Annotated in this window: 36 protein-coding genes; 24 read left to right on the forward strand and 12 right to left on the reverse strand. The window is 66.1% G+C overall.

The window, feature by feature from the left end:
- Positions 1 to 4: 4 nt before the first annotated feature.
- Genes ACFVRO_RS17295 through ACFVRO_RS17340 form a run of 10 tightly spaced genes read right to left on the reverse strand, consistent with a single transcriptional unit; the run spans position 5 to position 6349 of the window.
- Complete coding sequence (locus tag ACFVRO_RS17295) at positions 5 to 424, reverse strand: pilus assembly protein TadG-related protein (protein ID WP_105672432.1); 420 nt, start codon at positions 422 to 424, stop codon at positions 5 to 7.
- A complete protein-coding gene (locus tag ACFVRO_RS17300; protein WP_386954611.1) occupies positions 424 to 858 on the reverse strand; it encodes a TadE family protein in 435 nt (144 codons plus the stop codon). Before ACFVRO_RS17300 ends, ACFVRO_RS17295 begins: the two co-directional genes overlap by 1 nt.
- Positions 848 to 1237 (reverse strand): TadE/TadG family type IV pilus assembly protein, encoded by a 390-nt coding sequence (locus ACFVRO_RS17305; RefSeq protein WP_386954614.1) that lies wholly within the window; start codon positions 1235 to 1237, stop codon positions 848 to 850. Before ACFVRO_RS17305 ends, ACFVRO_RS17300 begins: the two co-directional genes overlap by 11 nt.
- A gap of 1 nt (position 1238) precedes the next feature.
- Positions 1239 to 1436, reverse strand: a complete 198-nt coding sequence (locus ACFVRO_RS17310) for a hypothetical protein (RefSeq protein ID WP_341941742.1) — start codon at positions 1434 to 1436, stop codon at positions 1239 to 1241.
- Between the two features lie 21 nt (positions 1437 to 1457).
- The gene (locus ACFVRO_RS17315; RefSeq protein ID WP_386954617.1) at positions 1458 to 2396 is read right to left on the reverse strand and encodes a type II secretion system F family protein; all 939 of its coding nucleotides are present in this window, start codon (positions 2394 to 2396) and stop codon (positions 1458 to 1460) included.
- On the reverse strand, positions 2393 to 3250 hold the full coding sequence (locus ACFVRO_RS17320; protein ID WP_386954619.1) for a type II secretion system F family protein: 858 nt from the start codon (positions 3248 to 3250) through the stop codon (positions 2393 to 2395). Before ACFVRO_RS17320 ends, ACFVRO_RS17315 begins: the two co-directional genes overlap by 4 nt.
- Positions 3247 to 3960: an ATPase, T2SS/T4P/T4SS family gene (locus ACFVRO_RS17325; protein ID WP_386955208.1), complete on the reverse strand. Its 714-nt coding sequence runs from the start codon at positions 3958 to 3960 to the stop codon at positions 3247 to 3249. Before ACFVRO_RS17325 ends, ACFVRO_RS17320 begins: the two co-directional genes overlap by 4 nt.
- A 15-nt stretch (positions 3961 to 3975) precedes the next feature.
- Positions 3976 to 5454, reverse strand: coding sequence for a recombinase family protein (locus tag ACFVRO_RS17330; RefSeq protein ID WP_386954622.1), 1479 nt, complete (start codon positions 5452 to 5454; stop codon positions 3976 to 3978).
- Positions 5447 to 5953, reverse strand: a complete 507-nt coding sequence (locus tag ACFVRO_RS17335; protein WP_386954624.1) for a hypothetical protein — start codon at positions 5951 to 5953, stop codon at positions 5447 to 5449. The genes ACFVRO_RS17330 and ACFVRO_RS17335 overlap by 8 nt, the downstream gene beginning before the upstream one ends.
- Before the next feature lie 15 nt (positions 5954 to 5968).
- Positions 5969 to 6349 (reverse strand): hypothetical protein, encoded by a 381-nt coding sequence (locus ACFVRO_RS17340; RefSeq protein WP_386954627.1) that lies wholly within the window; start codon positions 6347 to 6349, stop codon positions 5969 to 5971.
- A gap of 143 nt (positions 6350 to 6492) precedes the next feature.
- Between ACFVRO_RS17340 and ACFVRO_RS17345 the strand changes: the two genes are divergently transcribed.
- The 8 genes from ACFVRO_RS17345 (at position 6493) to ACFVRO_RS17380 (ending at position 11292) form a co-directional block, all read left to right on the forward strand.
- Positions 6493 to 6702: a hypothetical protein gene (locus tag ACFVRO_RS17345; protein ID WP_217181417.1), complete on the forward strand. Its 210-nt coding sequence runs from the start codon at positions 6493 to 6495 to the stop codon at positions 6700 to 6702.
- A 703-nt stretch (positions 6703 to 7405) separates the two neighbouring features.
- The gene (locus ACFVRO_RS17350; RefSeq protein WP_386954629.1) at positions 7406 to 7636 is read left to right on the forward strand and encodes a hypothetical protein; all 231 of its coding nucleotides are present in this window, start codon (positions 7406 to 7408) and stop codon (positions 7634 to 7636) included.
- A complete protein-coding gene (locus tag ACFVRO_RS17355; RefSeq protein WP_386954632.1) occupies positions 7633 to 7800 on the forward strand; it encodes a hypothetical protein in 168 nt (55 codons plus the stop codon). Before ACFVRO_RS17350 ends, ACFVRO_RS17355 begins: the two co-directional genes overlap by 4 nt.
- Entirely contained in the window at positions 7793 to 8650 is an 858-nt protein-coding gene (locus tag ACFVRO_RS17360; protein ID WP_386954634.1) for a hypothetical protein, read from the forward strand. Before ACFVRO_RS17355 ends, ACFVRO_RS17360 begins: the two co-directional genes overlap by 8 nt.
- On the forward strand, positions 8650 to 8805 hold the full coding sequence (locus tag ACFVRO_RS17365; RefSeq protein ID WP_386954637.1) for a hypothetical protein: 156 nt from the start codon (positions 8650 to 8652) through the stop codon (positions 8803 to 8805). The genes ACFVRO_RS17360 and ACFVRO_RS17365 overlap by 1 nt, the downstream gene beginning before the upstream one ends.
- The gene (locus ACFVRO_RS17370; protein ID WP_386954640.1) at positions 8802 to 9734 is read left to right on the forward strand and encodes a YqaJ viral recombinase family protein; all 933 of its coding nucleotides are present in this window, start codon (positions 8802 to 8804) and stop codon (positions 9732 to 9734) included. The genes ACFVRO_RS17365 and ACFVRO_RS17370 overlap by 4 nt, the downstream gene beginning before the upstream one ends.
- Positions 9731 to 10552, forward strand: a complete 822-nt coding sequence (locus ACFVRO_RS17375) for a recombinase RecT (protein WP_386954643.1) — start codon at positions 9731 to 9733, stop codon at positions 10550 to 10552. The genes ACFVRO_RS17370 and ACFVRO_RS17375 overlap by 4 nt, the downstream gene beginning before the upstream one ends.
- The gene (locus ACFVRO_RS17380) at positions 10549 to 11292 is read left to right on the forward strand and encodes a BRO family protein (RefSeq protein ID WP_386954646.1); all 744 of its coding nucleotides are present in this window, start codon (positions 10549 to 10551) and stop codon (positions 11290 to 11292) included. Before ACFVRO_RS17375 ends, ACFVRO_RS17380 begins: the two co-directional genes overlap by 4 nt.
- Before the next feature lie 5 nt (positions 11293 to 11297).
- On the opposite strand, the gene ACFVRO_RS17385 is transcribed toward ACFVRO_RS17380, so the two are convergent.
- On the reverse strand, positions 11298 to 11522 hold the full coding sequence (locus tag ACFVRO_RS17385) for a hypothetical protein (RefSeq protein WP_386954649.1): 225 nt from the start codon (positions 11520 to 11522) through the stop codon (positions 11298 to 11300).
- Positions 11523 to 11548: 26 nt separating this feature from the next.
- Between ACFVRO_RS17385 and ACFVRO_RS17390 the strand changes: the two genes are divergently transcribed.
- From ACFVRO_RS17390 to ACFVRO_RS17450, 13 genes are all read left to right on the forward strand, one after another.
- Complete coding sequence (locus ACFVRO_RS17390; RefSeq protein WP_386954652.1) at positions 11549 to 11884, forward strand: hypothetical protein; 336 nt, start codon at positions 11549 to 11551, stop codon at positions 11882 to 11884.
- Positions 11881 to 13773: a DNA cytosine methyltransferase gene (locus tag ACFVRO_RS17395; protein WP_386954655.1), complete on the forward strand. Its 1893-nt coding sequence runs from the start codon at positions 11881 to 11883 to the stop codon at positions 13771 to 13773. The genes ACFVRO_RS17390 and ACFVRO_RS17395 overlap by 4 nt, the downstream gene beginning before the upstream one ends.
- 731 nt (positions 13774 to 14504) lie before the next feature.
- Positions 14505 to 15281, forward strand: coding sequence for a hypothetical protein (locus tag ACFVRO_RS17400; protein WP_386954657.1), 777 nt, complete (start codon positions 14505 to 14507; stop codon positions 15279 to 15281).
- Positions 15278 to 15601 carry a hypothetical protein gene (locus tag ACFVRO_RS17405; RefSeq protein WP_386954659.1) on the forward strand — a complete coding sequence of 108 codons (324 nt, stop codon included), beginning with the start codon at positions 15278 to 15280 and terminating at the stop codon, positions 15599 to 15601. Before ACFVRO_RS17400 ends, ACFVRO_RS17405 begins: the two co-directional genes overlap by 4 nt.
- 358 nt (positions 15602 to 15959) lie before the next feature.
- Entirely contained in the window at positions 15960 to 16388 is a 429-nt protein-coding gene (locus tag ACFVRO_RS17410) for a hypothetical protein (protein WP_386954661.1), read from the forward strand.
- A gap of 282 nt (positions 16389 to 16670) precedes the next feature.
- Positions 16671 to 16871, forward strand: coding sequence for a hypothetical protein (locus ACFVRO_RS17415; protein WP_386954664.1), 201 nt, complete (start codon positions 16671 to 16673; stop codon positions 16869 to 16871).
- On the forward strand, positions 16865 to 17479 hold the full coding sequence (locus tag ACFVRO_RS17420; RefSeq protein WP_386954666.1) for a hypothetical protein: 615 nt from the start codon (positions 16865 to 16867) through the stop codon (positions 17477 to 17479). Before ACFVRO_RS17415 ends, ACFVRO_RS17420 begins: the two co-directional genes overlap by 7 nt.
- Positions 17476 to 18057 carry a hypothetical protein gene (locus ACFVRO_RS17425; RefSeq protein WP_386954668.1) on the forward strand — a complete coding sequence of 194 codons (582 nt, stop codon included), beginning with the start codon at positions 17476 to 17478 and terminating at the stop codon, positions 18055 to 18057. Before ACFVRO_RS17420 ends, ACFVRO_RS17425 begins: the two co-directional genes overlap by 4 nt.
- Positions 18058 to 18408: 351 nt before the next feature.
- Positions 18409 to 18573, forward strand: coding sequence for a hypothetical protein (locus tag ACFVRO_RS17430; protein WP_386954670.1), 165 nt, complete (start codon positions 18409 to 18411; stop codon positions 18571 to 18573).
- Positions 18573 to 19028, forward strand: coding sequence for a hypothetical protein (locus ACFVRO_RS17435; RefSeq protein WP_386954673.1), 456 nt, complete (start codon positions 18573 to 18575; stop codon positions 19026 to 19028). The genes ACFVRO_RS17430 and ACFVRO_RS17435 overlap by 1 nt, the downstream gene beginning before the upstream one ends.
- A gap of 672 nt (positions 19029 to 19700) precedes the next feature.
- Positions 19701 to 19904: a hypothetical protein gene (locus ACFVRO_RS17440; protein WP_386954676.1), complete on the forward strand. Its 204-nt coding sequence runs from the start codon at positions 19701 to 19703 to the stop codon at positions 19902 to 19904.
- A complete protein-coding gene (locus ACFVRO_RS17445; protein ID WP_386954679.1) occupies positions 19897 to 20118 on the forward strand; it encodes a hypothetical protein in 222 nt (73 codons plus the stop codon). Before ACFVRO_RS17440 ends, ACFVRO_RS17445 begins: the two co-directional genes overlap by 8 nt.
- Entirely contained in the window at positions 20115 to 20324 is a 210-nt protein-coding gene (locus tag ACFVRO_RS17450) for a hypothetical protein (protein WP_386954681.1), read from the forward strand. Before ACFVRO_RS17445 ends, ACFVRO_RS17450 begins: the two co-directional genes overlap by 4 nt.
- Before the next feature lie 124 nt (positions 20325 to 20448).
- Here ACFVRO_RS17450 and ACFVRO_RS17455 read toward each other — a convergent pair whose 3' ends face one another.
- Positions 20449 to 20631: a hypothetical protein gene (locus ACFVRO_RS17455; RefSeq protein WP_386954684.1), complete on the reverse strand. Its 183-nt coding sequence runs from the start codon at positions 20629 to 20631 to the stop codon at positions 20449 to 20451.
- Between the two features lie 125 nt (positions 20632 to 20756).
- Between ACFVRO_RS17455 and ACFVRO_RS17460 the strand changes: the two genes are divergently transcribed.
- Genes ACFVRO_RS17460 through ACFVRO_RS17470 form a run of 3 tightly spaced genes read left to right on the forward strand, consistent with a single transcriptional unit; the run spans position 20757 to position 24251 of the window.
- Complete coding sequence (locus ACFVRO_RS17460) at positions 20757 to 21251, forward strand: helix-turn-helix domain-containing protein (RefSeq protein WP_386954687.1); 495 nt, start codon at positions 20757 to 20759, stop codon at positions 21249 to 21251.
- Positions 21244 to 22578 carry a PBSX family phage terminase large subunit gene (locus ACFVRO_RS17465; protein WP_386954690.1) on the forward strand — a complete coding sequence of 445 codons (1335 nt, stop codon included), beginning with the start codon at positions 21244 to 21246 and terminating at the stop codon, positions 22576 to 22578. The genes ACFVRO_RS17460 and ACFVRO_RS17465 overlap by 8 nt, the downstream gene beginning before the upstream one ends.
- 17 nt (positions 22579 to 22595) lie before the next feature.
- Entirely contained in the window at positions 22596 to 24251 is a 1656-nt protein-coding gene (locus tag ACFVRO_RS17470; RefSeq protein ID WP_386954692.1) for a phage portal protein, read from the forward strand.

The raw sequence follows: 24251 nt of genomic DNA on the forward strand, positions 1-24251 counted from the left end.
GCGTTCACTGCAGCGCCGTGCGACTGGTGCCCGTCGCCTCGAGGCGGACGCCGTCCGGTAGGAACAGGGAGAAGAGCGGCGGATGCCACTCCCCCTCCACCGTCACGCGCGCGGACAGTCCGTCCGGGGTGCCGGCGGACACGAGACGCGCATCCGTCGGCAGCGCGGAGAGCAGTGCGTCGACCTGCGCGCGAACACCCTCGTCGTCGAGTTCGGCTCGCGCCTCCTCACCGTCGAGGGTCAGCGTGAAGCCGTCCGCTCCGGCGAGCGCGGCGGAGTCGGCGAGCGCGTCGAGCCGCTTCTGGGTGACGTAGAGATCGGTCGCGCAGACGCACACGAAGATCAGGGTGAGCGCGAGGAGAGCGTAACCGAGCGCCAGCAGGAGGACACTCCCTTCGTCGTCGCCTGCCGTCCGAGCGGCCATCAGCCGCCCGCCCACAGTCGGGAGATCTTCTGCACCGAGGCGGCCTCGACCGGGATCGCCGTGGACTCGTCGAGCCCCAGTACCGACGGCATCAGGGGCAACTCGATGCGGGTGCGGACCGTGACCGTCAGCGTGGCTCCCGCGGCTGGGCACTCCGCGCCGACCGGCGTGCATACGAGCGACACGTCGACGGACTCGGGGTCGAGGCCGTACTCCTCGACGACCGCCGCGAGCACCTGCTCACCCCGAGCTGCGGCGCTCGCAGGGTCGGATGCCTGGGCGATCAGCCGAGCCGTGTGCCGCGCGGCCGCTTCCACCCCGAGGGTCTGCTCCTGGATGACCCCGAGCGCCGCGATCAGGTAGACGAGAGGCACGAGCAGGATGAGCCCGACCGTGATGAACTCGAGTGCGGCCGAGCCGTCGTCATTCTTCACCCAGCGATTCCACCGGCGCATGCGCTTCCACCTCCAGAGCGTGCGGGATGCCGAGCAGACCGATCACGGGGAGCGTGGTGCGAAGTCTCACGGTGACCTCCTGCTCCGTCATGGAGATCGTCACGTCCTCCGCGTAGGACGCCCCCACCGCGCGGTTCACGGCGATCCGAGTGCGCTCCACTCCCTGCTCGGGTTCCGTGTCGGCGAGTGCCGCGTAGTACGCGCCCTCCACCGCGGCATCGTGCACGACATTGCGCACATACACGGCGAGCGCGAGCTGCAGCACGGCGAGCGTGAGCACCGTGAGGAGTGTGCCCACCAGAACGAACTCCACCGCGCTGGATCCGCGCTCATCGACGAGCTCACGCCGCAGGGACACGTCAGAGCCCCGAGACCCGTTGGATGGCCTGCTCGAACAGGGCGCTCAACGCGGGCCCTGCGACCGCCCAGATGAGAACGACCAATCCCGCGGTCATCAGGGTCACGAGCACCCAGCCAGGAACGTCGCCGGTCTCGTCAGCTGCGAGCTCGTTCGCCCACTCACCAGGGCGTCGCCACCATCGTCGAAGAGTCGTCATTGTCGTCCTTTCGTGGAGCGCTCAGCCGATGCCGAGGCGGAGGATGAAGAGGCCGGGGTAGATCGCGAAGAGAACGCTCAGCGGGAGGATGAGGAACACCAGCGGGAGGAGCATCAGGATCTCCTTGCGCCCCGCCTGCTCGATGAGCGTGCGCTTCGCGTCTTCGCGCGCATCGCCGGCCTGGGCGTGCAGCACCGCGGCGAGGGGCGCGCCGTGCTCCAAGGCGGACACGACCTGGTCGACGGCTCTCGTGAGCCCGGGCAGCTGGAGCCGGGACGCCATCTCGCCGAGCGCATCGGCCAGAGGCGACCCCGTCCCCACGGCCAGTACGACCTGTCGCAGTTCGGCGGTCAGCTCACCGGAGCCGATCGCTGCGACGCGACGGAGCGAGTCGAGCAGTCCCTCCCCCGCGGAGAGGCACAGCGCGAGGAACTCCAACGTGGTCGGCAGCTCGTCGGCGAGCCGCACACGTCTGGCCTTCGCCCGCGCGGTCAGCTGCATGTCGTACCCGAGAGCGGCAGCACCGCCGCCGAGCAGAGGCAGCATCGCCACGGGCACGGTCATCCGCCCGAGGAGGACCAGCGCGATCAACACCATCGCACCCGCGCCGATCCCCGCCAGCATCCAGCCCAGCTGCCGACCGCGGAAGGCCGCCGGATCCGTGCGCAGACCCGCCTGGGCGATGCGCTGGCGCAGCGACTCCCCGCCCCCGAGACCCCGTTCGAACGCCGCCAGCATCCATTGCCAGGCCGTGCGTCGCGTCGCGGGCAGCACGCCGACCCGCGGAAGGACGGCAGAGGGCAGGGCGTCATCGACGACGACGTCTCTCACGTAGGGCGCGATCCGCACCGTCAAGGAGGCCGCGCGCCATCTCGGAAGGGTCGCGAGGATGCAGAGCGCTCCGATCGCGAAGCCGCCTCCGGCGAGGATCGCGACCGCGATCGCGGAGAACCCGCTCATCCGAACCACCGCCTCGGCTCCGGCAGCCGTCCGATCCGGACCATGATGCGGTAGGCGCTCACCGACACCGCGGCTCCGACGCAGATCACCAGCATGCCCTCCGGGGTGCCGTACGCCGATGCTCCCTCCGGTCTCATCACGAGAAGCCCGAGGATGATCCACGGAGCGACGGAGCCGAGGACGGCGGCTCCTCTGATCCACGACTGACGAGCCTCCACCTCGCCGCGGAGGGCCGCATCCGCCCGCACGGATGCGGAGAGCGCTCGCAGCACACCGGTGAGCTCCGTTCCTCCGACCTGTCTCGCCATCCGCAGCGTCTCGACGATGCGGTCGGCGATCGGATCGGCGAGCGAGTCCTTCAGCCGGTCGAGGCTGCTCTCGAAACGCCCGGTCGCGCGAAGATCCCTCTCGAACACGATGAAGGCCGGACGCAGCATGGACGGCGCCGACTCGGCGAGGCTCGCCACGGCGTCAGGCAGCGACAGCCCCACCCTGATCGAACCGATCAGCAGATCGCAGACATCGGGCCAGAGCAGCCGTCGAGCTTTGCGCAGGCGAAGACGCCGCGAACGCAGGAACCCGACCGGGACTCCCGCGCCGGCCGCGCCGGCGAGAGCGGAGAGCGCGGAGAGCCCGGTGAGCAGCCAGGCGACCGACGCCGCCGTCAACGCCGTGGCCACCGTCGCCGCGACGATCGCCCGCGTGCCCAGCGACGCGAACCCCGCTTCGCCCGCGAGGCGAGCGAGTCTCCCGCGCACTTCCGGTCGGGGTGTCTCCGTGCGGCGAGGCCACAGCCACGGCGAGGCGCAGAGCAGCACCCCGGCGGCCAGGACGGCCCCGAGCAGCACGGTCATGCGCCGACCTCCACGCGTCGCAGTTCCCCGCGGGTGCGCGTATGCCGGGTCGCGTCCGCACCATGCTCGTAGAGGGTCCTCGAGACGATCCGACCGTCGACGATCTCCCCCGTCGGCGCGATCACCTCCTGCACTCTCCGGGTGCCGTCGAGGTCACGGCCGCAATGCACCACGAGGTCGACCGCGGCCGCCAATGCCGGGGCGATGAACGCCCGGTCGATGTTGCGTCCGGCGAGCAGCGGCAGCAGGGTCAGCTTGTCGAGAGCATCGGCGGCCGAGTTCGCGTGCACGGTGGCCGCTCCGGGCACGCCGGTGTTGAGGGCGAGGACGAGATCGAGCGCTTCGGCGTCGCGCACTTCGCCCACGACGAGCCGATCGGGGCGCATCCGCAGCGCCTCCTTCACCAGTCGCCTCAGGGTGATCTCGCCCGTTCCCTCGAGACTGGCCTGACGCCCCTGGAGTGCGACGAGATCGGGGCCGTCCACCGCGAGCTCGAAGGTCTCCTCCACAGTGATGATGCGCTGCCGGTCTGCGCAGGCGGCGAGCAGGGCCGCGAGGAGAGTCGTCTTGCCCGCGTGGGTCGCCCCGGACACGATGACGCTGCGTCCCTCGCGCATCGCCCGCCTCAGCGTCGTCGCGAGCCCTTCCGGAAGCGCTCCCTGCGCGGTCAGCGACTCCAGCGTGCGGTGACCGGGGAGGAACTTGCGAATGTTGACGGCCTACAACTAACCACGCGTTTCCCACCTCGCTACGATGACCACTCGGTCCGCTCCGCGTCCAACCCGCACGATGATCGCTCCCGCGAGCTCCGACAGCGCGTGGCGGCGTGCGAAGGTCTCAAGACTTGCCCACGTGCCAGCGAGCGTCGTCGCGACCTGGCGCACGTCGACTTCGCGTTTCGCGTTCAATAGCTCGACAGACTTCTGACGCTCCATCAGGCTCGTTCGTTCCGCATCAAGCTTCTGGATCGTTGCACGATACGCCGCGTCAGGGATATCACCAGCGTGGTCGAGCGATCGGATCGTGAGCGCCGCCATTCGTTCGTCGATGCGAGCGATGCGCCGATCGATAGCCTCTGCATCGTTCACCGATCGAACGCGAGTCTTTGTGGTTGCGGCGAACGCTGCGAGGAGAGATTCGGTGTCTTCAGCGAGTGACAGGACCCAGTCCTCAACGGCACCTTCTGCGATCTCTGCCGAGATGGTTACGACACGCCTCCCCGTGCCTTTGTAGCGGGCCGCAGCGGTGCAGACATAGCGCCCGTCGCTGTGGTGCATTCGCGCACCGCAGTCAGCACAGTAGATGAGACTGGTCAGCAAATGACGCGCTTCGATGCTCCTCGATGGCTCCGAAAGTGAGAGGCGACGTGCCCAGTACGAAGCCCACTCCGATGGTTCTATGACGGCCGGGTGCGCACCAGGGTGGAACACCCATTCGCTCTTGGGTAGGCGCTTGTTCTTCCATCCTGGGCGGTGGACGATCAGGCCAGCACCGAAGCCGCCGTCGAGCATCTGGTAGAGGTTGCTCGCCAGCCATGGTAGCCCGGTGGGCGTTGTGATGCCCGCCTCATTCAGCCATCGGGTGATCCTGCCGGAACCTTCGCCCCTGAGCGCTCGGCGGTACATCTCGGCCAGCACTGGGCCGGTGACAGGATGCGGTAGGTATCGCCCTTCAACGATCTCGTACCCGAATCGGTTCTGCCCTCCGTGAGGAAGGCCCGCACGCCGACGTCGCTCATGGGTCTCACGCCACTGTTCGCCGATTAGCTCCGCCTGGTAGGCGTTCATTTCTCCGAGCATTCCTCGAGCGAAACGTCCAGAGGCTGTCGATGACTCGATGGGCTCGAGTACGGAGATGATTCTCCCGCCGAGAGTGTCAACCCGATCCAGCGCGATGGCCCACCGGAGACGCTGGCGGCCGACGCGACTGAATCGCCACACAAGGATCGTGTCGAACTCCCCAGCCTCCATGCGAGAGATCGACTGGTCGAGTCGCGGCCACCACGCTGACCTCCTGTCAGATCCGGACTCGTCGATCCCTTCGATCCAGTCGACGACACGGATACCGTTCGATTCGGCGTACTTCTCGATCGCGGCCTTCTGCATAGCCGGCGAGTGCATCTCCTCGCGTTCCTTCGACACACGGATCAATGCGACGGCCCGGTGCGGCGCTGCGGCTGGCACCGATTGGATGGGTCTAGCCATAGCGAGCGATCCTCCCCTGCCGAATCATGCGCATGTACACCCGCATGATCTTCTCGGTGACGCCGAGCTCGAGCGCGACAACGGCAGGGTCTTCAGTGATGTCCGCGAACTCGTCGAGTCGCGACGGGCGCAGGAGTCGTCGCGCCGCGATGCGGTCGGCGCGTTCCTCCTGCAGGTCGTTGATGCCGATGTCGCCATGTTCGAAGTGCACGATCTCGTGGGCGATGGCGCAGCGCTCGACGGCGCCGTGGAGGTTCGGACGGACGAACACGGCCTCGTGGGACGGCGAGTAGCAGGCGACCATGTCCCTGTCGGGGAGGTCGTCACGAAAGACGATCGGGAGGTCGAGTATCTCGGCGTGCACCCATGGGTCGTAGTCGAAGGCGCAGGGCCCGTCCTGGAAGTCGATCACGCCGTACATGTAGGCGGCGCTGGCTGCGAGGCTGGCCGGGAAGTCGTCGTAGTCGATCAGGTCAATCGTGTTCAGTGCACCGCTCAATTCCATACCCCTCCGTTACGCCTCGCCCCGGTCGGGGTCAATCGGCGTGTTGTCCGTCGTTGCGGCGAGCTCCGTGATATCGAGTTCGGCGCTCTCCAGATACTGGCTGGAGCGTCGGACATTGATCGGGGTCACGGTCGCGATGGGTCGGATTGTCGCGCGGCGGTAGATCTCAGCGAAGTCAACGCCGGCATCGCGTTCGAGTTGCTCCGAGACTTCAAGGACGAAGTCGAGTGGCACTCGCGCAGTTCTGTCCTTGCCTGAAGTGGTGAGGTGCCGCCGCAGTGTCTTGTACGGCATGTCGAGGACCTCTGCTGCCGCTTCGAGGGTGCCGTACTTCGCGAGCAGGGCGCTGCGGAGTTCGGCGCGGATCGCATCAGCTAGTTCGTTTCCCATATCAGGCACACTACTAGCCCATATTTGGGATTTCAAGTAGCGGTTGAGGGTTTCTTGTTGTAACTCTATATCCCATTTGTGGGACTTCACAGAATCGTGGACTAGGCTTGCGCCTCCCAAAAGTGGGACATAGTGTTCTTGCTATGGGACACAGCGAGACGGCGGTGAGCAACATCACCAGCCTCATGAATCAGCAGGACAGGTCGTATGCCTGGCTCGCACGGAACGCCGGAGTGCCGTACAAGCGCCTCCTGGCCGAGGTGAAGCACAGGACTCGACCCCTGGCGCTCGACACGAGCATCGAGTGCGCCAAGGCACTAGGCGCCGACCTGCCCTCCCTCCTCGCGGCCTAGCCGCAGGAAGCTTCCGCCCTCCAAGGGGCGGTAATCGTCGCGCCTTCGCGACACCAACTACATAGACGCGTTGACGCTTGAGACTGCACCCCGGACACCACGCCGGGGGTAGTGGGAGCGACCACCCTCCGGTGGGCAGGCTGCGGAAAGCCCCCTTGACCAGCGCGCCGAACAGACGGGACGTCCTGGTCCCGAGTCGCCCGGGTATGTCCCCGGACGCTCACCCGCCCTCATCACGGCGGGAACACATCACTCCCACCTGAGCAGGTGTCGAAACTGCTCCGCTCCCGAGCCTGCGATCGGTTGTCCCGGCGAAGAACCGGGCGGGAGCACTCACAAAGAACGGAGGCTTCCATGCCCACACGTGATGAATGTCTGGCGAACTTCGCTGCCTACGTGATCTCGGTTCTCTCTGAGCAGTACGAGTTCACACCACCCGCTGCCTTGATCGAAGGGACCGCCCCATGCTGAAACTCAACCTGTCCGAAGTGGCGCCGCGTCCTGCGAGCAGCCATGTTCTGAACCAGTCGACTGTGGGGGTCGACTTGCCGGCTGGGGATTCCGGCACGAACGGCCCGGGCACTTTAGGGGGTGTCCGGGCCGCTCTTCTTTCGTGGTTCCGCCGGTTGTCGGCGGTGATCGGTGAGGAGCATCCGAACTCGCTGTCTCGTCTTGACCGTCTCGATGGTGTTGGGGGCGGACGATGAGCGTCGCCTACGTGGACGAGTTCCCCGACTACTTCGGTGACGTGAAGCGGTTCAAGGAGCAGCACGCGGAACCGTTGCCGACCTTCGACGACGTCCGTGAGACGGACTGCCCGGAATGCGGGCGGCATGTCCACGCGCACATCATCGACGGGCCTGATCCGGTGTTCATCGATCTTGCCTGCCCTCGGGACCTGTGCAGGCACGTCTGGTCGGAGCGGGTCGTATGACCGCCCTCCGCTGGGTCGCCGCCCTTGTCGCCGTCGAGTGTCTCGTGATCCTCGCGATCATCCCCCGCAGCCCCGCATCCGCCGTGATCGCGGGGCTGTTCTTCATCTGCTTCGCGACTGTCTGCTGGACGGTCGCACCTTCGAAAGGACACACCAATGACTGACCACAGCTTCGAGTTCACTGGGATCGAGAAGACCAATTTCGCCGGCTTCATTGTCAAGCAGATCCGCGCGACGCGCGACATCCCACGGCGCGGTATCCGCAAGGGTGACCTTGGCGGATGGATCGAGTCGGCCGAACTGGCGAACGGCGACGCGCGGGTCTCCGGCGACGCGTGGGTCTCCGGCAACGCGCAGGTCTACGGCAACGCGCGGGTCTCCGGCGACGCGTGGGTCTACGGCAACGCGCAGGTCTACGGCAACGCGCGGGTCTCCGGCGACGCGTGGGTCTCCGGCGACGCGCGGGTCTCCGGCAACGCGCAGGTCTACGGCAACGCGCGGGTCTCCGGCGACGCGTGGGTCTCCGGCGACGCGCGGGTCTACGGCAACGCGCGGGTCTCCGGCGACGCGTGGGTCTCCGGCGACGCGCAGGTCTACGGCAACGCGCGGGTCTCCGGCGACGCGCAGGTCTACGGCAACGCGCGGGTCTCCGGCGACGCGTGGGTCTCCGGCGACGCGCAGGTCTACGGCAACGCGCGGGTCTCCGGCGACGCGTGGGTCTACGGCAACGCGCGGGTCTCCGGCAACGCGCAGGTCGAGCGCACTGATCACTACATCGTCGTTGGGCCGATCGGTTCCGAGAACGTCCACGCCACGCTCGTCCGCACGAAAGGTGCTCACATTCTCACCGTGGGCTGCTGGACGGGCACTCTCGGCACGCTCATGGCGGAGGTCAAGCGTCGCCGCCAGCACTGGGTCGCGAGCCAGGAGCAGCAAGACGTCTGGGTCGCCCAGTATCGAGCACTGCGTGCGCTGGGCCGGGCGACAGCAACGACCTGGAAGGACGCCGCCTGATGTCCGCTCTTGACGCTGCACGTGACCGGCTGTCTGCCGCTCGTTCCGCTGTGATCCGCGCTGAGGAAGCGCTGAGCAACGCGATCCGCCGCCGCGACGAAGCCGAGGAGGCCCAGTACCGAGCCGAGGAGGAAGACCTCGGAGGTGCGGCGTGAGCTTCACGGTCATCGACGTCACCCCGGATACCCCGGAGTGGGAGCAGGAGCGTCGGAACAGCATCGGTGCGTCCGAGCTCGCTGCCGCGATGAATCTGTCCCCGTACGCGACCCCGTTGGACGTGTGGAAGCACAAGCAGGGCGTGGACCGACCGTTCGACGAACTGCTGTCGTTCATCGGGCACGAGTCCGAGCACATCATCGAGCGGTGGGTCGAACGGTTCTCCGGTGTCCACGTGTCGCTCAAGCCCGCGTTCATGGCCCGGTCGATCGAGTTCCCGTTCCTGCACGCGTCTTTCGACCGCGTCAGCGACAACCCGTTCACGACGTGGCAGTTCAAGACCGCGCACCACTACACGGGCCACAAGTGGGACGACGGGATCCCGACCGACATCCGCATCCAGGTGCAGGGAGAGATGCTCGTGGCCGGCACCCAGCGGGCCGCGGTGGTCGTGTGGATCGGCGGCCGGGAGTTCCGGCTGTTCTGGGAGGACCGCGACGAGCGGTTCATCCGTGAGCATCTGATCCCCACCGCGCGGGACATGTGGGAGCGGGTGCAGAACGACGACGCTCCCCCGCCGTCGACGATCGCTGAGGTGAACGCGATCAGCACCGTGGACCGCCCCGTGGAGCTCTCTGACACCGCGTTCGAGACGTTCGAGCGCATCGCTGTACTGAACGCCGATATCAGGGCGCAGGAGGAGGAGCGTGACGCTCTCAAGGTCGCGTTCGCGCAGTACGTCGGCTCAGCCGACACCCTCACCCACAACGGCCGGAAGGTCGGCACGTGGAAGCAGCAGAAGGGTCGGGTCGGGTTCGACCGTGAGGGCTTCACCCTCGATCACCCGCATCTGGCCGCGCAGTACACCCGCACCGGGGCACCGTTCCGTGTCCTCCGTGCCACGAAGCAGAAGGAGCAGACCCAGTGAGCACTGACCTGTCCACGGCCGCTGCGGCGGCGAAGACCCAGCCGACGATGAAGGATCTCGTCGAGGCGCAGCTGCCCGCGATCGAACGACAGCTTGGCGGGGCGATGAACTCGGCCGCGTTCGTTCGGGCGGTGCTGTCGGAGATCGGGAAGTCCCCCGACCTGATGAACGCGGCCCCGAAGACCCTCCTGGGTGGGGTGATGCTCGCCGCACAGCTGCGGCTGGAGATCGGGTCCGGGCTGGGCGAGTTCTACCTCACCCCGCGGAAGGAGCGCGGCCGGCAGATCTGCCTCCCGATCATCGGCTACCAGGGGTTCATCAAGCTCGCACTCCGCTCCGAGTTCGTCACGAACGTTCAGGCGTTCCTCGTCCGTCAGGGCGACCAGTTCTCCTACGGCGCGAACGCCGAACGCGGCATGTACTACGACTGGGTTCCCCTCGACTTCGAGGAGACCCGGGACTGGATCGGCGTCGTCGCGACCGCCCGCATGCGTTCAGGCGGCACGACGTGGGTGTACCTCACCCGGTCGCAGGTCATGGACCGCCGCCCGTCGTACTGGGCGTCGACGCCGTGGAAGACCAACGAGGACGAGATGGTCAAGAAGACCGCCGTCCGGGCCCTGGCGAAGTTCCTCCCGAAGTCGACGGACCTCGGTCGCGCGCTCGAAGCAGACGAAGCGAAGGTGCAGACCCTCAAGGGCCTCGACGAGGTCGAGGTCACCCGTGTCGACGACGAGCCGCAGACGCTCGTCGTCCAGGAGCAGGACCCCATGTCCCGCACACCCGAAGAGATCGCCGAACAGGAGGCCAGCCGATGAGCGAACTCGAAGTGTTCCGATACGCGGACCAGCAGGTTCGCACGTTCGAGATCGACGGGGAGCCGTGGTTCGTTCTCGCCGACATCTGCGCCGTCCTCGATATCGCGAACCCGCGAAACGTGGCAGCACGGCTCGATGAGGACGAGAAGGGCGTCCGTCCGCTGGACACCCCCGGGGGCGTCCAGTCCGTCACGATCGTGAACGAATCGGGAATGTACCAGGTCGTGCTGCGATCGGACAAGCCGGAGGCGAAGCAGTTCCGTTGGTGGGTCACCCACGAGGTGCTTCCGTCGATCCGCCGCACCGGTTCGTACGTCGTCGAGACGCCTGAGCAGCTGATGTCGCGTGCGCTGTTGACTGCACAGGGCATCATCGCGGCGAAGGATCAACAGATTGCGACGCTCGCCCCGTCAGCTGAGGCGTGGGATGAGCTCGCATCAGCTGATGGGGACTACTCGGTCGCGGATGCGGCGAAGATCCTCGCCCGCGCCGGGGTGAAGACGGGCCCGCAGCGACTGTTCGAACAGCTCGCCGGCATCCATTGGGTGCACCGCGCGCACGACGGGAAGTGGCGGGCGTACGCGAACGCCGTCGACAACGGCTATCTCACCGAGAAGCCTCAGTCGCACCACCACCCGCGCACCGGGGAACTCGTCCTCGACGCCCCGCAGGTGCGCGTCACCGTCCGCGGACTCGAGCGGCTCCGTGTCCGCCTCGGCGCGATCGAGGTGGCGGCATGAATCGACTAGGCGAGCTTCTTCTCGATCGCGACAATGCGGCTCTCAAGGTTCGACAGGGCGCCGATGGTGGCGGCGAGAAGTTCGACCTGGTCGAACGTTGCGGTCCCGTCGTCTTTGATCCCGTGGAGGACAACCTGCGCAAGGGGGCGAAGAGACTCGCTCGCACCTTCTGCTGCCATGGCCTCGCTCAGCATCTGTCGGAGGGTGCTTGCGTCAGAGAGTTCAGTCACACCCGCACTCTATCGGGGGTGACCCGATGAGCGGCATTCAGGCATACCGTCGCCGCGCTGCCGAGACGGAGCGCACGGTCGACGCCGCGGTCGCCGCGGTGAAAGCAGAGCGCGCCGCAGAGTTCGAGAAGGCGAAGCGTGAGCACGCCGCGAGGGAAGCCGCCCGCCGGATCTACACCCGCGAGGACATCGTCGGCGCCGGGTTCGTCCACGACGGCCACTCGTGGCGGAAGGTCGTGCGCGTCAACAAGACCAGCGTGTCGGTCGAGACGGGCTACTCGTGGGTCGACCGCATCCCGTTCGCGAAGGTTCACGGCATTCAACAGCCCATCGAGGGCACGTCAGAGGAGCAGACGAAGTGACCACCGGATACCAGCAGCCCAACGTCCCCTGGAACGGCCTGACGGTCACGGACCTGTTCTGCGGTGCCGGCGGCTCGAGCAGCGGCCTCGTCGAGGCCGGGTACAAGGTCGTCATCGCGGCGAATCACTGGGCGCTCGCGATCGAGTCGCACCAAGTGAATCACCCGGACACGGACCACTCGCAGGCGGACATCTCGCAGGTGAACCCGGCGTACTTTCCGAAGACGCACGTGCTCTGGGGTTCCCCGGAGTGCACGAACCACTCGATCGCGAAGGGTGTGAAGCGGCAGCGTCAGCAGGATCAGGCGTTGTTCGAGCTCGACGGCACCCGCCCGCTCCCCGACGAGGCCGCGAACCGATCGCGCGCGACGATGTGGGACATCCCTCGATTCGCCGAGCACCACCGGTACATGGCGATCATCCTGGAGAACGTCGTCGATGCGTACCGGTGGGACCAGTTCGAGGCGTGGCAGCTCGCGATGAAGTCGCTCGGCTACCGGATGCAGTTCGTGTGGCTGAACAGCATGCACGCGCAGATCGGCGGGCTCCCGGCGCCGCAGTCTCGCGACCGCATGTACATCGTGATGTGGCGCGAGGATCTCGCGACGAAGGCGCTGCCTGGCCCGAACGTCGGCAAGTGGACCCGCCCCATGGCGGTGTGCCCCGAGCACGGCGAGGTGCAGGCGGTGCAGGCGTTCAAGAAGAAGGAGCAGTGGGGCCGCTACCGGGCGCAGTATCTCTACCGGTGCCCGAAGTGCTTCCACGTGATCGAGCCCGGCTGGCTCGCCGCCGAGTCGATCATCGACTGGTCGCTTCCCGCCCCGCGCATCGGTGACCGGACGAAGCCGCTCGCCGAGAAGACCCGCGAGCGGATCCGCCGAGGCATCGAACGCTACTGGTCGCCGATCATCGCGAAGGCCGCGGGGAACACGTACGACGGCGTCAACACGGGATCGAACTACCTGCGTGTGTCCGAACTCGACGCCCCGATGCCTGCACAGACCGGAACCGCCGAGCACGGTCTCGCCCTGCCGCCTGCGTTCCTGGCGCAGTTCCGGCAGCGTGAGCGCACGCAGACGCTCGTCGAGGCGCTGCCCACGGTCGTCGCGGACGGCGCGAACCACGCGCTGATCGTGAACAACCTCAGCGGCGCGGACGACTCCCGCTCCCGCCCGGTGATGGATGCTCTGCCGTCGCTCGTCGCCGGCGGCAACCACGCCTCGCTCCTCATCCCCGTGGAGGGACGCGAAGGCAAGAGCGCGGCATCCGTCGCGGACCCGTTGCGCACGCAGTCGACGCGCAACGAGACCGGCCTGCTCGTGCCGTACTACAGCAAGGGCGCCTCGCGGCCGACGTCGGACCCGCTCGCCACGGTTACAACGGTCGATAGCGCGGGGCTCGTCGTCCCGCTGCGGAACCACGGTGTCGCGAAGCCGACGTCGGCCCCGATCGACACGGTCAGCGCGGAGGGCAATCACCACGCGCTCGTGATGCGGAACAACTCAGGCGGTGCAGAGATGTCGACCCCTGCGGAAGAGCCGCTTCGCACGCTGACGACTGGCGGGCATCAGTCGCTCATCGTTCCCGACTACGGACCGGTGACGCGCGAGGACGTGTTCTATGGGCGATGGGAACGCTCCGAGCCGAAGCCTGAAATCCCGACCTTCACGCACCCCGATCCTGAGCCAATCAGCCTCGACGTCGACGACGCCGGATTCCGGATGCTCGAGCCTCACGAGATCCAGGCGGGGATGGGCTTCGCCCGGGACTACCTGCTGCTCGGCACGAAGCGCGACAAGGTCAAGCAAGCTGGCAACGCGGTCACGCCGCCCGCCGCGCGCGACCTCGGACATGCAGTCGCCGAGTTCCTCCTGGCGGTGGCCGCATGACCGTCCTCGTGAGTTCGTGGGGTCATGGCCCGGCCACTCAGCCGCGCGATCAGCCGACGTGTGGCCGGTGTCCGTCGTGTCATCCGGGCCGTCAGTTCGGTGGCGATGAGGACTGTCGCGCGTTGAAGGATGTCCGGCCGTGGCGCCGTGAATGCCGTTGCCATCGGAAGGAGTCGACGTGATTGGTCCGAAGATCCCGAAGCTCACCGTGGCGCAGGAGAAACACGCGTATGAGGTCGCGACGGAGAGGGACCAGGGCAGGTGCCAGCGGTGTGGGCGGGCGACGGTTGTGCACCGTGACCACCGGCAGAATCGGGACGCGCACAACACGGTCCCGTCGAACCTGCAGCTGCTGTGCGCCCTGACCTGTCACCCGTGGAAGGGCTCACACCCGGAGCAGGCGACCCGTGAAGGGTTCTCGGTTCCCCGTTGGGCTCGACCAGAACTCTGGCCGGCGTGGCGTGAAGGGGTCGGGTGGGTGCTGTACGACGACGACGGCGGGTGGCAGGAGATCACCGAGCCGACCGCTCACCTGCTGATGACTGGCGGCGCGAATGATGCGACCTGATTCCCGCGGAGTTGTGCACAGGCCTTATCGGCCCGAGATGCGCGTGTTGGCGCCGGATACTGGATCGTCTTCACGTACGAGTCACAGAGTTATGCACAGGCCTGTTTGTGCGGATAGATGTTCGAGCGGAAGCTTGTCGCCATGAGACAGGAGAGGAGAAGCAATGCCCTGGTTCAAGGTCGATGACCATTTCTGGTCACATCCGAAGACGGCGGGCCTGAGCGATGGTGCAGTCGCATTGTGGCTGAGGGCTGGGTCATGGTCGGCCGGGCATTTGACGGACGGTCGAGTGCCAGTGTCGATGCTGCGGATGTTCAGGGCTCGTCGCCGTTCAGCGGAAGAGTTGGTGGCCGCGGGGCTCTGGTCGATCGTTGGTGAGACGCCCGTGGAACGCTCGTCGCACGCTGGTGACGCGTTCGTCTTCACCTCATGGGACGAGTACCAGCCATCGAAGGCACAGGTTGAGTCGAAACGTGAGGCTACTCGAAACCGCGTCAACGCTTGGCGAGAGCGGCAAGGTAACGGCGTTAGCAACGAGTCGCCCGGTGAGGACCGTAACGCTCCCCCCGACCCGACCCGACCCGACCCGACCTCTATCTCTAACGAGATAGATGGGAGACCGCGCAAGCGCGGCACCCGCATCCCCGATCCGTTCATCGTCACCGCCGAGATGCGGGCATGGGCCGCCGAACGCACATCGCTCGTGGACGTCAACGCCTCAACCGAGAGGTTCGTGAACCATTGGCGGGCGAAAGCGGGCAGAGACGCAACGAAGGTGGACTGGCCCGCCACATGGCGCAACTGGCTCATCCGGGACCAGGAGGACCGCCAAAACCGGCGCCTCACCCCGACTGAGCGAGCTCAACAGACAGCAGCAGCCGGCCGCAACGTCGCCGGACAACAGATCACGTCACTCAACCCCAAGGAGGTTGCCTCGTGAACGTCGAAGAAGTCACGGTGCTTCTCGCAAGAATCCAGGTTCTCGACAACCGGCAGGTGGATGAACTCACTATTCAGGCATGGACGCCTCTGCTCGCTCACGTTCCCTACGGGGATGCGGTCGATGCCGTGAACGCCCATTTCCAGGAGTCGACCGACTACCTGCAGCCCGCGCACATCGTCGGCAGGGTGCGGGCGAGGCATCGCGCCGCGCTACCGCAAACGATGTCGGAGGAGGCCCCTGAGAACTGTCCGGAGGATCGTCATCGACGTCTCCCGGACGGGACGTGTCTGTTTTGCACGGATCGGCGCGAACCGTGACAGTCGCGGTGAAGTTCGATGACCGCACGTGGGGTCGTCTCGCCTCGATGGCCGACCGAACTGGCACAACGATCCCGGACCTTCTTGAGCGCGCGACCGAGCGTCTACTGACGGGAACTACCAGGTCTATGAGGGCCGACAAGAGTTCTCGTGTGGAGGAGCTGCAGCGGTCCCGCGAGAAGCACAAAGCAGCTCTGACAGATCAGGTGCTCCGGCTCAGGAAGGCCGGTCATCCGATCCGCGCGATAGCCGAAGCTACGGGCTACTCACCGACGTACGTATCGCGGATTCTCTGCGACAACGGTGCCCGGACTTGGAAACGAACTGACGCGGGCGCGCGTCAGGGAAAGGACAACTGATGGCGAAGATCGATGTGCAGTTCGCATTCGTTGAGGATGTGCTGAGCAACGAGCGAGGCGTGTGGGCGTTGAAGACGTCCGAGCCACATTCGCGGAAGAACGACCGCGACGAGTGGGAGACGGTTTCGCGCACGTTTCGCACGGTGCGGGCAGGCAAGGACTCGGGACTCCTTCTGGACACGTTTGCCAAGGGTGACCGGATCTCGTTCGCTGGGACCGAGAAGACGGACGTGCGCGAGCACCAAGGTAGGAAGTTTTACGACCTCCTGGTGTGGGCGGACTCCATCAGCATCGCGAACGGGCGCCCCGGTGGGCAGAGCGCGCCGAACACGACCGGGCAGGTGTCCGAGGAGCCGTGGCAGACGCCAGGCGCTCAGACGGACGGCTGGGCGACGCAAGGAGGGTTCGGCGATGAGACCCCCTTCTGACCTCGTCGACGTCGAGGGCGCGATCATCCTGCACGAGCTCGAGGCGCAACTTCCCCAGGAGTGCGACTTCGATGGTGAGTGCGTGCAGTCGGTCGAGTGGGAAGCTGTCTGCCGGCTCTGCAGGGGCTGGGGGCTTCTCTGCTCGGACCACCAGGCGGTCGTCGCGATGCGACAGCGAGTCCACGACCCGGGCGGCGGTACGCGGTGCACGGCTTGTGGCGTGGCGGCGACCGAACTGCTGTCCTTCTCGCCGGTGCGCTCGCGCGACGAGAGGAAGCTCTGGTGAGTTTCCGGGCGAAGTACAACGGCGTCTGCGGGAACGACTGTGGCGACCGCATCCATGAGGGCGACGAGGTCGAGTACGTCGAGAACGTCCTCGTCCACGTCCACTGCCAACCGTCCGATGAGGACGACCCCGGACCCCGGCCGGTCTGCATGACCTGCTGGACGACCATCGCACTGAACGGAGCGTGCCTGTGCTGAACCAGATCCTCTGCGTCGCCTCCTGGCCAGGTGTCCCCTCGGTGGCGCCATGCAAGGCGCGTGACGTCCACCTCGAGACCTGCACGAACGACACCTGCCCCGGCTGCTTCCCACGGAACGCTGACCGGGGTTTTCTGTGCCAGTCGCACTACGACCGGTTCGAGCACGCCTACGCGAGGTGGGACGAGTTCGACCGGCGGGTAGCCGAGCTCGGCCTGTCGAAAGCGGTCCAGCGGGACAACGCCGGCGTCCGCACCACAGCGGACGGGCACGTGAACCTGACCGGGGTGTTCCTCGCGGTCGACGAGTGCCGCCGCCACCTCCTCCCGTTGACTGCGTTCGGGTCGATCGAGCTGTGGATCTCGACCGAGGAAGGCGCCCGTGACGCAATCCAGTTCGCGGCCGCCGCGGAACGCGCGTACCGGGCCCACGAGATCCAGGAACGCCCGCACCGGATCCGCCGGGTCCGCTGCCCGGAATGTCAGCAGCAGATGATCTGGCACCCGCCTGCCTGGTTCGAAGGGCATGTTTCCGTGACATGCACGAATGAGGAATGTCGGCACGTCCTCGACCAGGACCAATTCGAAGAACTGGAGAACGCATCATGACCACTGAGCACCTGATCGAGAAAGCCGCGAAGGCGATGGTTGCGCTGGCTCCTGGTGAGACATGGGAGGACTGCGATCAGAACTGGTACCTACGCGATGCCCGTGCTGCTTTTGCCGTGTTCGAGGAGGCTCACACCCCTACCAACGACGAACGGGAAGCGCTGCGGCGCGCGATCGCTTCCGTCCTTTGGAATGCCGGGAACTACCCCGACAGGGTGCAGGCGGCGCTGCTCGGCCAGAGCGTTGCGCCACTCGTGATGCTGGTGCATGATGCCGTGCTCGCTGTTGGCTTCCGTCTTCCCGAGGTACCAAACCCGAGCACGGATCTTCATGTGGATCATCATGATGACGAGCTGACTCGTGAGCGTGACCACTACGGGATCGACCCGGAGTCGAGCGCTGAGTATGACGCCCGTCTGGGTGACGGCGACCGTGAGGACCCGGAGCCGCAGGGCGAACCGTCCGACGCACAGGTGCAAGCAGCACTGGACGTCTTCTACCGAGCCGAACCAGGCACCCGCGTCGCACGCATGCGCGCCGCTCTGCGTGCTGCTGCCGAGGCTGGGGTGCCGCGATGAGCGGCGAGCAGATCGACCTCCTTGGGGCACTCGCGGAATCGATGCAGCACGCACGACAGAGGGCCAAGGACAACGAACCGTGCGCGACATGCGGCGGGGATCGTCTACGTACCGACTTCACTGGCAGCGGACGATGCCACGCGCCTCACGCTGCTGGGGTCACCGAACAGGGAGGGAACCGATGAGCGCGTTCACGTGCGGTCTGCGCATCAGCTGCGCCATCGGTCGGTGCACCTTCACCGCGTGCGCCAACTCTGAGCACCCGGAGTATCGCGGGGATGACCCGCATGAGGTCATGGAACAGCATCGCGCCGATGCGCACGGAACCAGCCAGGAAGGGCAGGCGGAACGATGAGCGAGTACACACCGACCACCGAAGGAAGGCGCAGAGTGAAGATCATCCGAAGCATCATCTGCATCGTCAAGGGGCACGACTATACGACCTGGCGACGAGCGATCCGCCCCGGCGGTCAGGTTCCTATGGCGGCCTGTGACCGTTGCGGCATGGTGCCGTGATGGACGACGAGCAGGTGAAGAAGTACGAGGAATCCGTCCGCGATGTGATCGGAATGCACGCAATTGTCCTGGGCCGAGGCGGGGACGGCTACATCGAATTCGACGCGTGGCTGGCTGCTCATGACGCCGAGGTGCGGGCTGGTGGTGTGCCCGTCACCGACGACATGGTCGCTGAGGCTCTGGATGCGAAGGCCACCATGAGCCAGCTGCACTGCTACCTGTACTCGACTGAGAAGTGCCGATGCGGTGAAGAGTGGACGGACGCGCACTGGATGCGCTTCATTCTCGAACGCGCACTGTCGCGGGCTGGTGTTGTAGCCGAGGAACCGGAATGGGAGCCGAGCGCGCAGGATCTTCTCGACGCGATCTACGACCCGGACGAGGACGACGAGAGGCATTCGGTGCGATACGGGTACATCCTTGAGCAGTTCGAACGTCTGATGGGGCAACGGTGACCGGCCCGAGCCTGTTCTCGGCGGAGGAGTACACCACCTGCGGATGCGGGCACGTCGCCCTCGACCATCACGGTCAAGACCGGTCGGCGCGCAACGGCGGATGCTTCGCGACCGGGTCGGGGTTCGCGTGGAGCCCCGTGCCGAAGTGCACATGCACGATGACCTGTTCAGACGTCATGGTGCCGGTAGAGCAGGGAGAGGGATCGTGAGCACACATGGGGAACGAGCGAGAGGAGAAGACGTGAACACGCAAGAAGACATTCTCGACCGGATACCGGAGCGGTCTCTCGTGATCGCTTCCGGCATGTACATCGAGGTCAGTAGTTGGCACTCACCGTTGGAATCGAACTCGGGAGCGTGGCACCACTTCGAGACCTGCACGATCCGTCCTCTCCCGGATGCCTGGCGAAAGCATCCAGGCATGGAAGGAACGCGCCGGTTTGAGGTGCTCGCACTGGGTGCATCGTCAGGACGAGCGTTCCTGGTCACGGTACCTGAGGCGGTCACCTATGCAGAGGTCGTCTGGGCGCCTCACGATTTCGGTGATGGAAACGAAGCGTGTACACGATGCGCCGAGTTCGACGGTCCGTGCCGTGGTACCCGGGCAGCGATTACGCCGGCGGTGAAGCAGGGTGAGGCTAGAACCACCAAACACGAGATTGAGAGGCAGCCATGACCCTATTCAGCAAGAAGGACTACGAGCTCATCAACCTCGGTGTGTGCATCAAGAACCAGGCCGATCGGCTCGATATCGAGCACGAGGGCGTGCCGCTCGAAGGCGTGGTCGTCCGGATCGCGGAAGCCGCAATCGCTGCGCGGCGCGAGGCCGTCCGCCTCATGACAGCGGATGTCGAGGTTAGGAGACACGATGCCTGAGCCGGTCTCAGCGAGCGTTCGTGCCGAGCTCGACCAGACACCCGCCTGGTGGGACCGCCAGTTCGAGTCCCTCGTGCGGAAGCAGATTCCGCGCTTCGCCGCATGGCACGAGGACCACATCATCGGCGAGCAGCGCACGCACGCGAGCACCACCGTGCGGCGGCACTGCGTCGACTGCGGAATCGAGATCGACCCGTACGAGGAGGGACCATGAACGAACCCAAAGAGTGGGTGACGGTGAAGGAAGCTGCGTTCCTCGCTGGCCGGGATGTCCGGCAGATCTACCGGTGGATCGATGCAGGTCTATTGGCGACTCGCTCGAACACCCGCGGCATCACCCTCGTCCTGTCCAAGGCCGTACAGCGGATCGAGACCGAGGTGAAGCGCGGGCGTCCGAAGGGGTCTGTCGCGCGACGATGACACGCTGCAGACCCTGCGTGCATTAATTCGTCAAAGTCGCCACGATAGAAACAGCAGGACAACCATGTCCACACGACGAAGCCCCGGCCCTCGCTCAAGGTCACCGGGGCTTCGTCAGTTCGCTCTACTTGTCGACGCTGACCCCGCCTGGCTGCGCGCCACCTCGAAGATGACGGTATGCGGCTGCAAGGTCCCGCAGCGCCGCGGCCTTCGTGTTCTCGTTGAGGTGATCGGCCGCGCCTATTGCCTCCGCCTGGTCTTTGATCGCGACCATGACGGCCCTGAACGCTTCCTCATGAGATGCCATGATGCTCCCCTTCTCTGATCCCCGAGCCCAGCGCACGGGTACCGCAGAGCCTAGAAGACCCCTCCGACATTCGGCCGCACTGCCGCACGTGACCGCGTCCAGGTGACGCACGATCGAGGTGAACCATGGCCCAAGGTCGCCCGGTCGAATCTGATGTACGTGCACGCGCGATTGAACTCATCCAGGCAGGCATGCCGAGGAACGCGATCGCACGCGAGTTGCAGATCGCCCCGTCATCCGTGTCCAAGATCGCTGCGGACGAGGGCCTGTCGTTCGATCGCGCGAATCAGACGGCGTCGGCGACCGCGGCCCGTCAGCATGACCTGAAAGTGCGTCGCCTGGAGTTGATCGACGAGCTCGTGTCGAAAGCGACGGATCATCTCGTGGCGATCGATCAGCCGTTTCTGGCGTTCAACTTCGGCGGCAAGGAGAACACGTACGAGGAGCACATGTTGGATCGCGCCCCGACCGGGGACATCCTGAACCTGCACCGCGCGGCGTCTCTCGCATTGAAGGACGCCCGTGAGCTCATCCGCGACGATGACGACCAGGGTGTGGCCGAGGCCGAGTCGATGCTGATGAACCTGATCCTCGAGTTGGGGTTGCACGAAGATGAGTGACATCGACGAGCAGGAGTCCTCCGGGGTCCTGGGCCCGCAGCAGATGCGGTCGCTGCGGGAGTCGAAGGTCCGCGTCAACATCTTCGAGGGCGCGATCCGGTCAGGGAAGACGATCGTGTCCCTGCTGCGGTTCCTCATGGCCGTGTTGTTCGCGACCGGTGGTGTGATCGTCGTGATCGCCCGCACCCGTGACAGTGCGTACCGGAACGTGTTCGAGCCGCTCATGAACCCGTCGCTGTTCGGTCCCCTTGCACGGCTGGTGCACTACACGGCCGGCGCCCCGACAGCCCGCATCCTGGGTCGCACAGTGCACGTCCTCGGCGCGTCCGACGCGAAGGCCGAGAAGGTCCTCCGTGGTCTGACCGTCGCCCTCGCCTACGTGGATGAGGTCACCGTCATCCCGGAGGAGTTCTTCACCCAGCTCCTCGGACGCATGTCTCCCCCGCGGGCGAAGCTGTTCGGCACCACGAACCCGGACTCCCCCGCACACTGGCTGAAAGCGAAGTTCCTCGACCGCATCGGTACGACTCTCGTCGGCTGGCGGTCCTGGCACTTCATGCTGGACGACAACCCGGCGCTGACCGAGGAGTACAAGAACCAGATCAAGACCGAGTTCACCGGTCTCTGGTACCGCCGATTCGTGCAAGGCGAGTGGGTCGCCGCTGAGGGTGCGATCTTCGACATGTGGGACCCGGAGAAGCACACGATCGCGTGGGATGACCTTCCCGAGATGCGTGAGCTCATCAGCGTCTCGCTGGACTACGGCACCACGAACCCGACCGCCGCGCTCATCCTCGGGGTTTCCGCGGAGATCGACTCTCTGGGCCGTCCGACACCGCGCCTGTTCTTCGTCGACGAGTACCGCCACGACTCGAAGGCCGTGCAGCAGAAACTCACCGACGCAGAGCTCGCCCGGGCGTTCGTGTCCTGGTTGAACGAACGGCACCTGCCGGCGTCGACCCAGTCGCGTCTTGTCCCCCGACACACGATCGTTGACCCGTCGGCTGCGTCGTTCAAGGTCGAACTTCGGAAGACGCACGGCATCACGTCCACTGACGCGGACAACGACGTGCTGTACGGCATCCGCCTACTCGCGTCGCTCCTCGCCACCGGGTCGCTGCTCGTCGCACGCCCCACCGACGCGAACCCGAACCGTGGGTGCCCCGGGTTCATCCAGGAAGCCCCCGGCTACTCGTGGGATCCGAAGGCGACGCTCATCGGTGAGGACAAGCCGATTAAGCTCGCGGACCACTCCCTCGACGGTGGCCGCTACGGCGTCACCACGACCGAGAACATCTGGCGCCGGTACATCAAGATCGCCGCATAGCAAAAAAGGGGGCAACCATGGCTGATGCCACCGCTTGGCCTCCCGCACCGTTCGACACCGCGTTCGCCCGATTCCGTGAACTGGACGCCTGGTACGCGGGGAATGCCGCGGCCCTCGCGGAGATCTACTCCGGCGCCACGGCTGCCGCAGCCGTTCCCACGCACACTGTCGCCGGCCGCAAGTACCGGGGCGGTGTCCTCGGGTCGCTGTCGAAGATGTTCCTCGGACAGCCGATCGTCGAGGAAGAGAAGCGCATGCGGATGCATCTGCCGCTCGCTGCTGACCTGTGCACTCTCTCCGCCGACCTCCTGTTCGGTGAGGCACCGCAGATCCTGTTCCGCAAGCCCGACGACGTTCCCCTGCAGGAGGGCGACACTCGGGCGTCACGGAAACGGTGGGTGCACCCGGCACAGTCCCGCCTCGACGACATCACCGGTGCTGACGAGGCGCACGCCGAACTGCTCCTCGCAGGCGAGTATTCGGCCGCCTTGGGCGGTTCGTACCTTGCTGTCGCGTGGGACAAGGACGTTCACGATCACGTGTTCCCGAAGGCGTACGCCGCGGACACCGCGATCCCCACGTTCCGGCATGGGCGTCTCGCCGGCGTGAAGCTGTGGACTGAGTACCGTGACGGGAACGAGGTGTATCGGCTCGTCGAGGAGCACAAGCCCGGGTCGATCGAGTACACCCTGTACCGCGGCACGGACCGCACCCTCGGCGCCCCGGTGCAGATCGACACCCGCGCGGAGACCGAGCACTACGCCCGCATGCGCACCGCCGCGGACCTCGACGTCCGCGTGGGTGAGCTGCCGGAGACGGTCGCGATCGGCACGGGCACGACCCGTCTCGCGGTCACGTACCTGAAGAACGCCGCGCCAGTACGGGACTGGCGGAAGCTCGGTGTTCTCGCTGACCTTGGCCGCTCGGACCTGGACGGCATCCAGGACGTTCTCGACAAGGTCGACATGGCCTGGTCGTCGCTGATGCGTGACGTGGAGAATGGCCAGGGTCGTCTTGTCGTCCCGGAGGAGATGCTCGACCTGTCCGGGAGGCCCGGCGAGGGTGCGAACTTCGACACTTACCGTCAGGTGTTCACCCCCGTGAACGGCACTCTCGGGAAGGCTGCGGACGGCAGCGGGCCCATGTCGATCGTGCAGTTCGCGATCCGTGTCGAGGAACACCTCGCCGTGATCGAGGGGCTGAAGAAGGAGATCGCGTCGGCGATCGGCTATTCCGAAGCGCACCTCGGCCTTGACTCTGCGAAGGGGCAGCGCACGGCGACGGAGATCGACGCGGACCTGTCCGACAGCGAACGCACCCGTGACAAGAAGGCCTTGTACGCGAAGGGTGCACTCGCACGGTGGTCTGTTGCTGCACTCGAGATCGACAAGACCGTGTTCGGTGGTACCGACCTTGGTGACATGCGACGGATGCCGTCGGTCGAGTTCGCGCCGGTGTCGCAGGCTGACCCGGAGAAGCTCGCCCGCACCGCACAGCTGCTCGACGCCGCGCGTGCCGCGTCCCGCAAGGAGATCGTCCGTTCGATTCACCCCGACTGGGATGAGGACGACATCGACGCGGAGGTGGACCTCATCATGCAGGAGATCGGGGTTCCGGCGCCTGACCCTGCGGGCTTCACCGGCGACCCGATCGACGATGAGACCGAGGCATGA

The sequence above is a fragment of the Microbacterium sp. NPDC057944 genome, from assembly GCF_042887445.1.
Lineage (GTDB): Bacteria > Actinomycetota > Actinomycetes > Actinomycetales > Microbacteriaceae > Microbacterium > Microbacterium natoriense.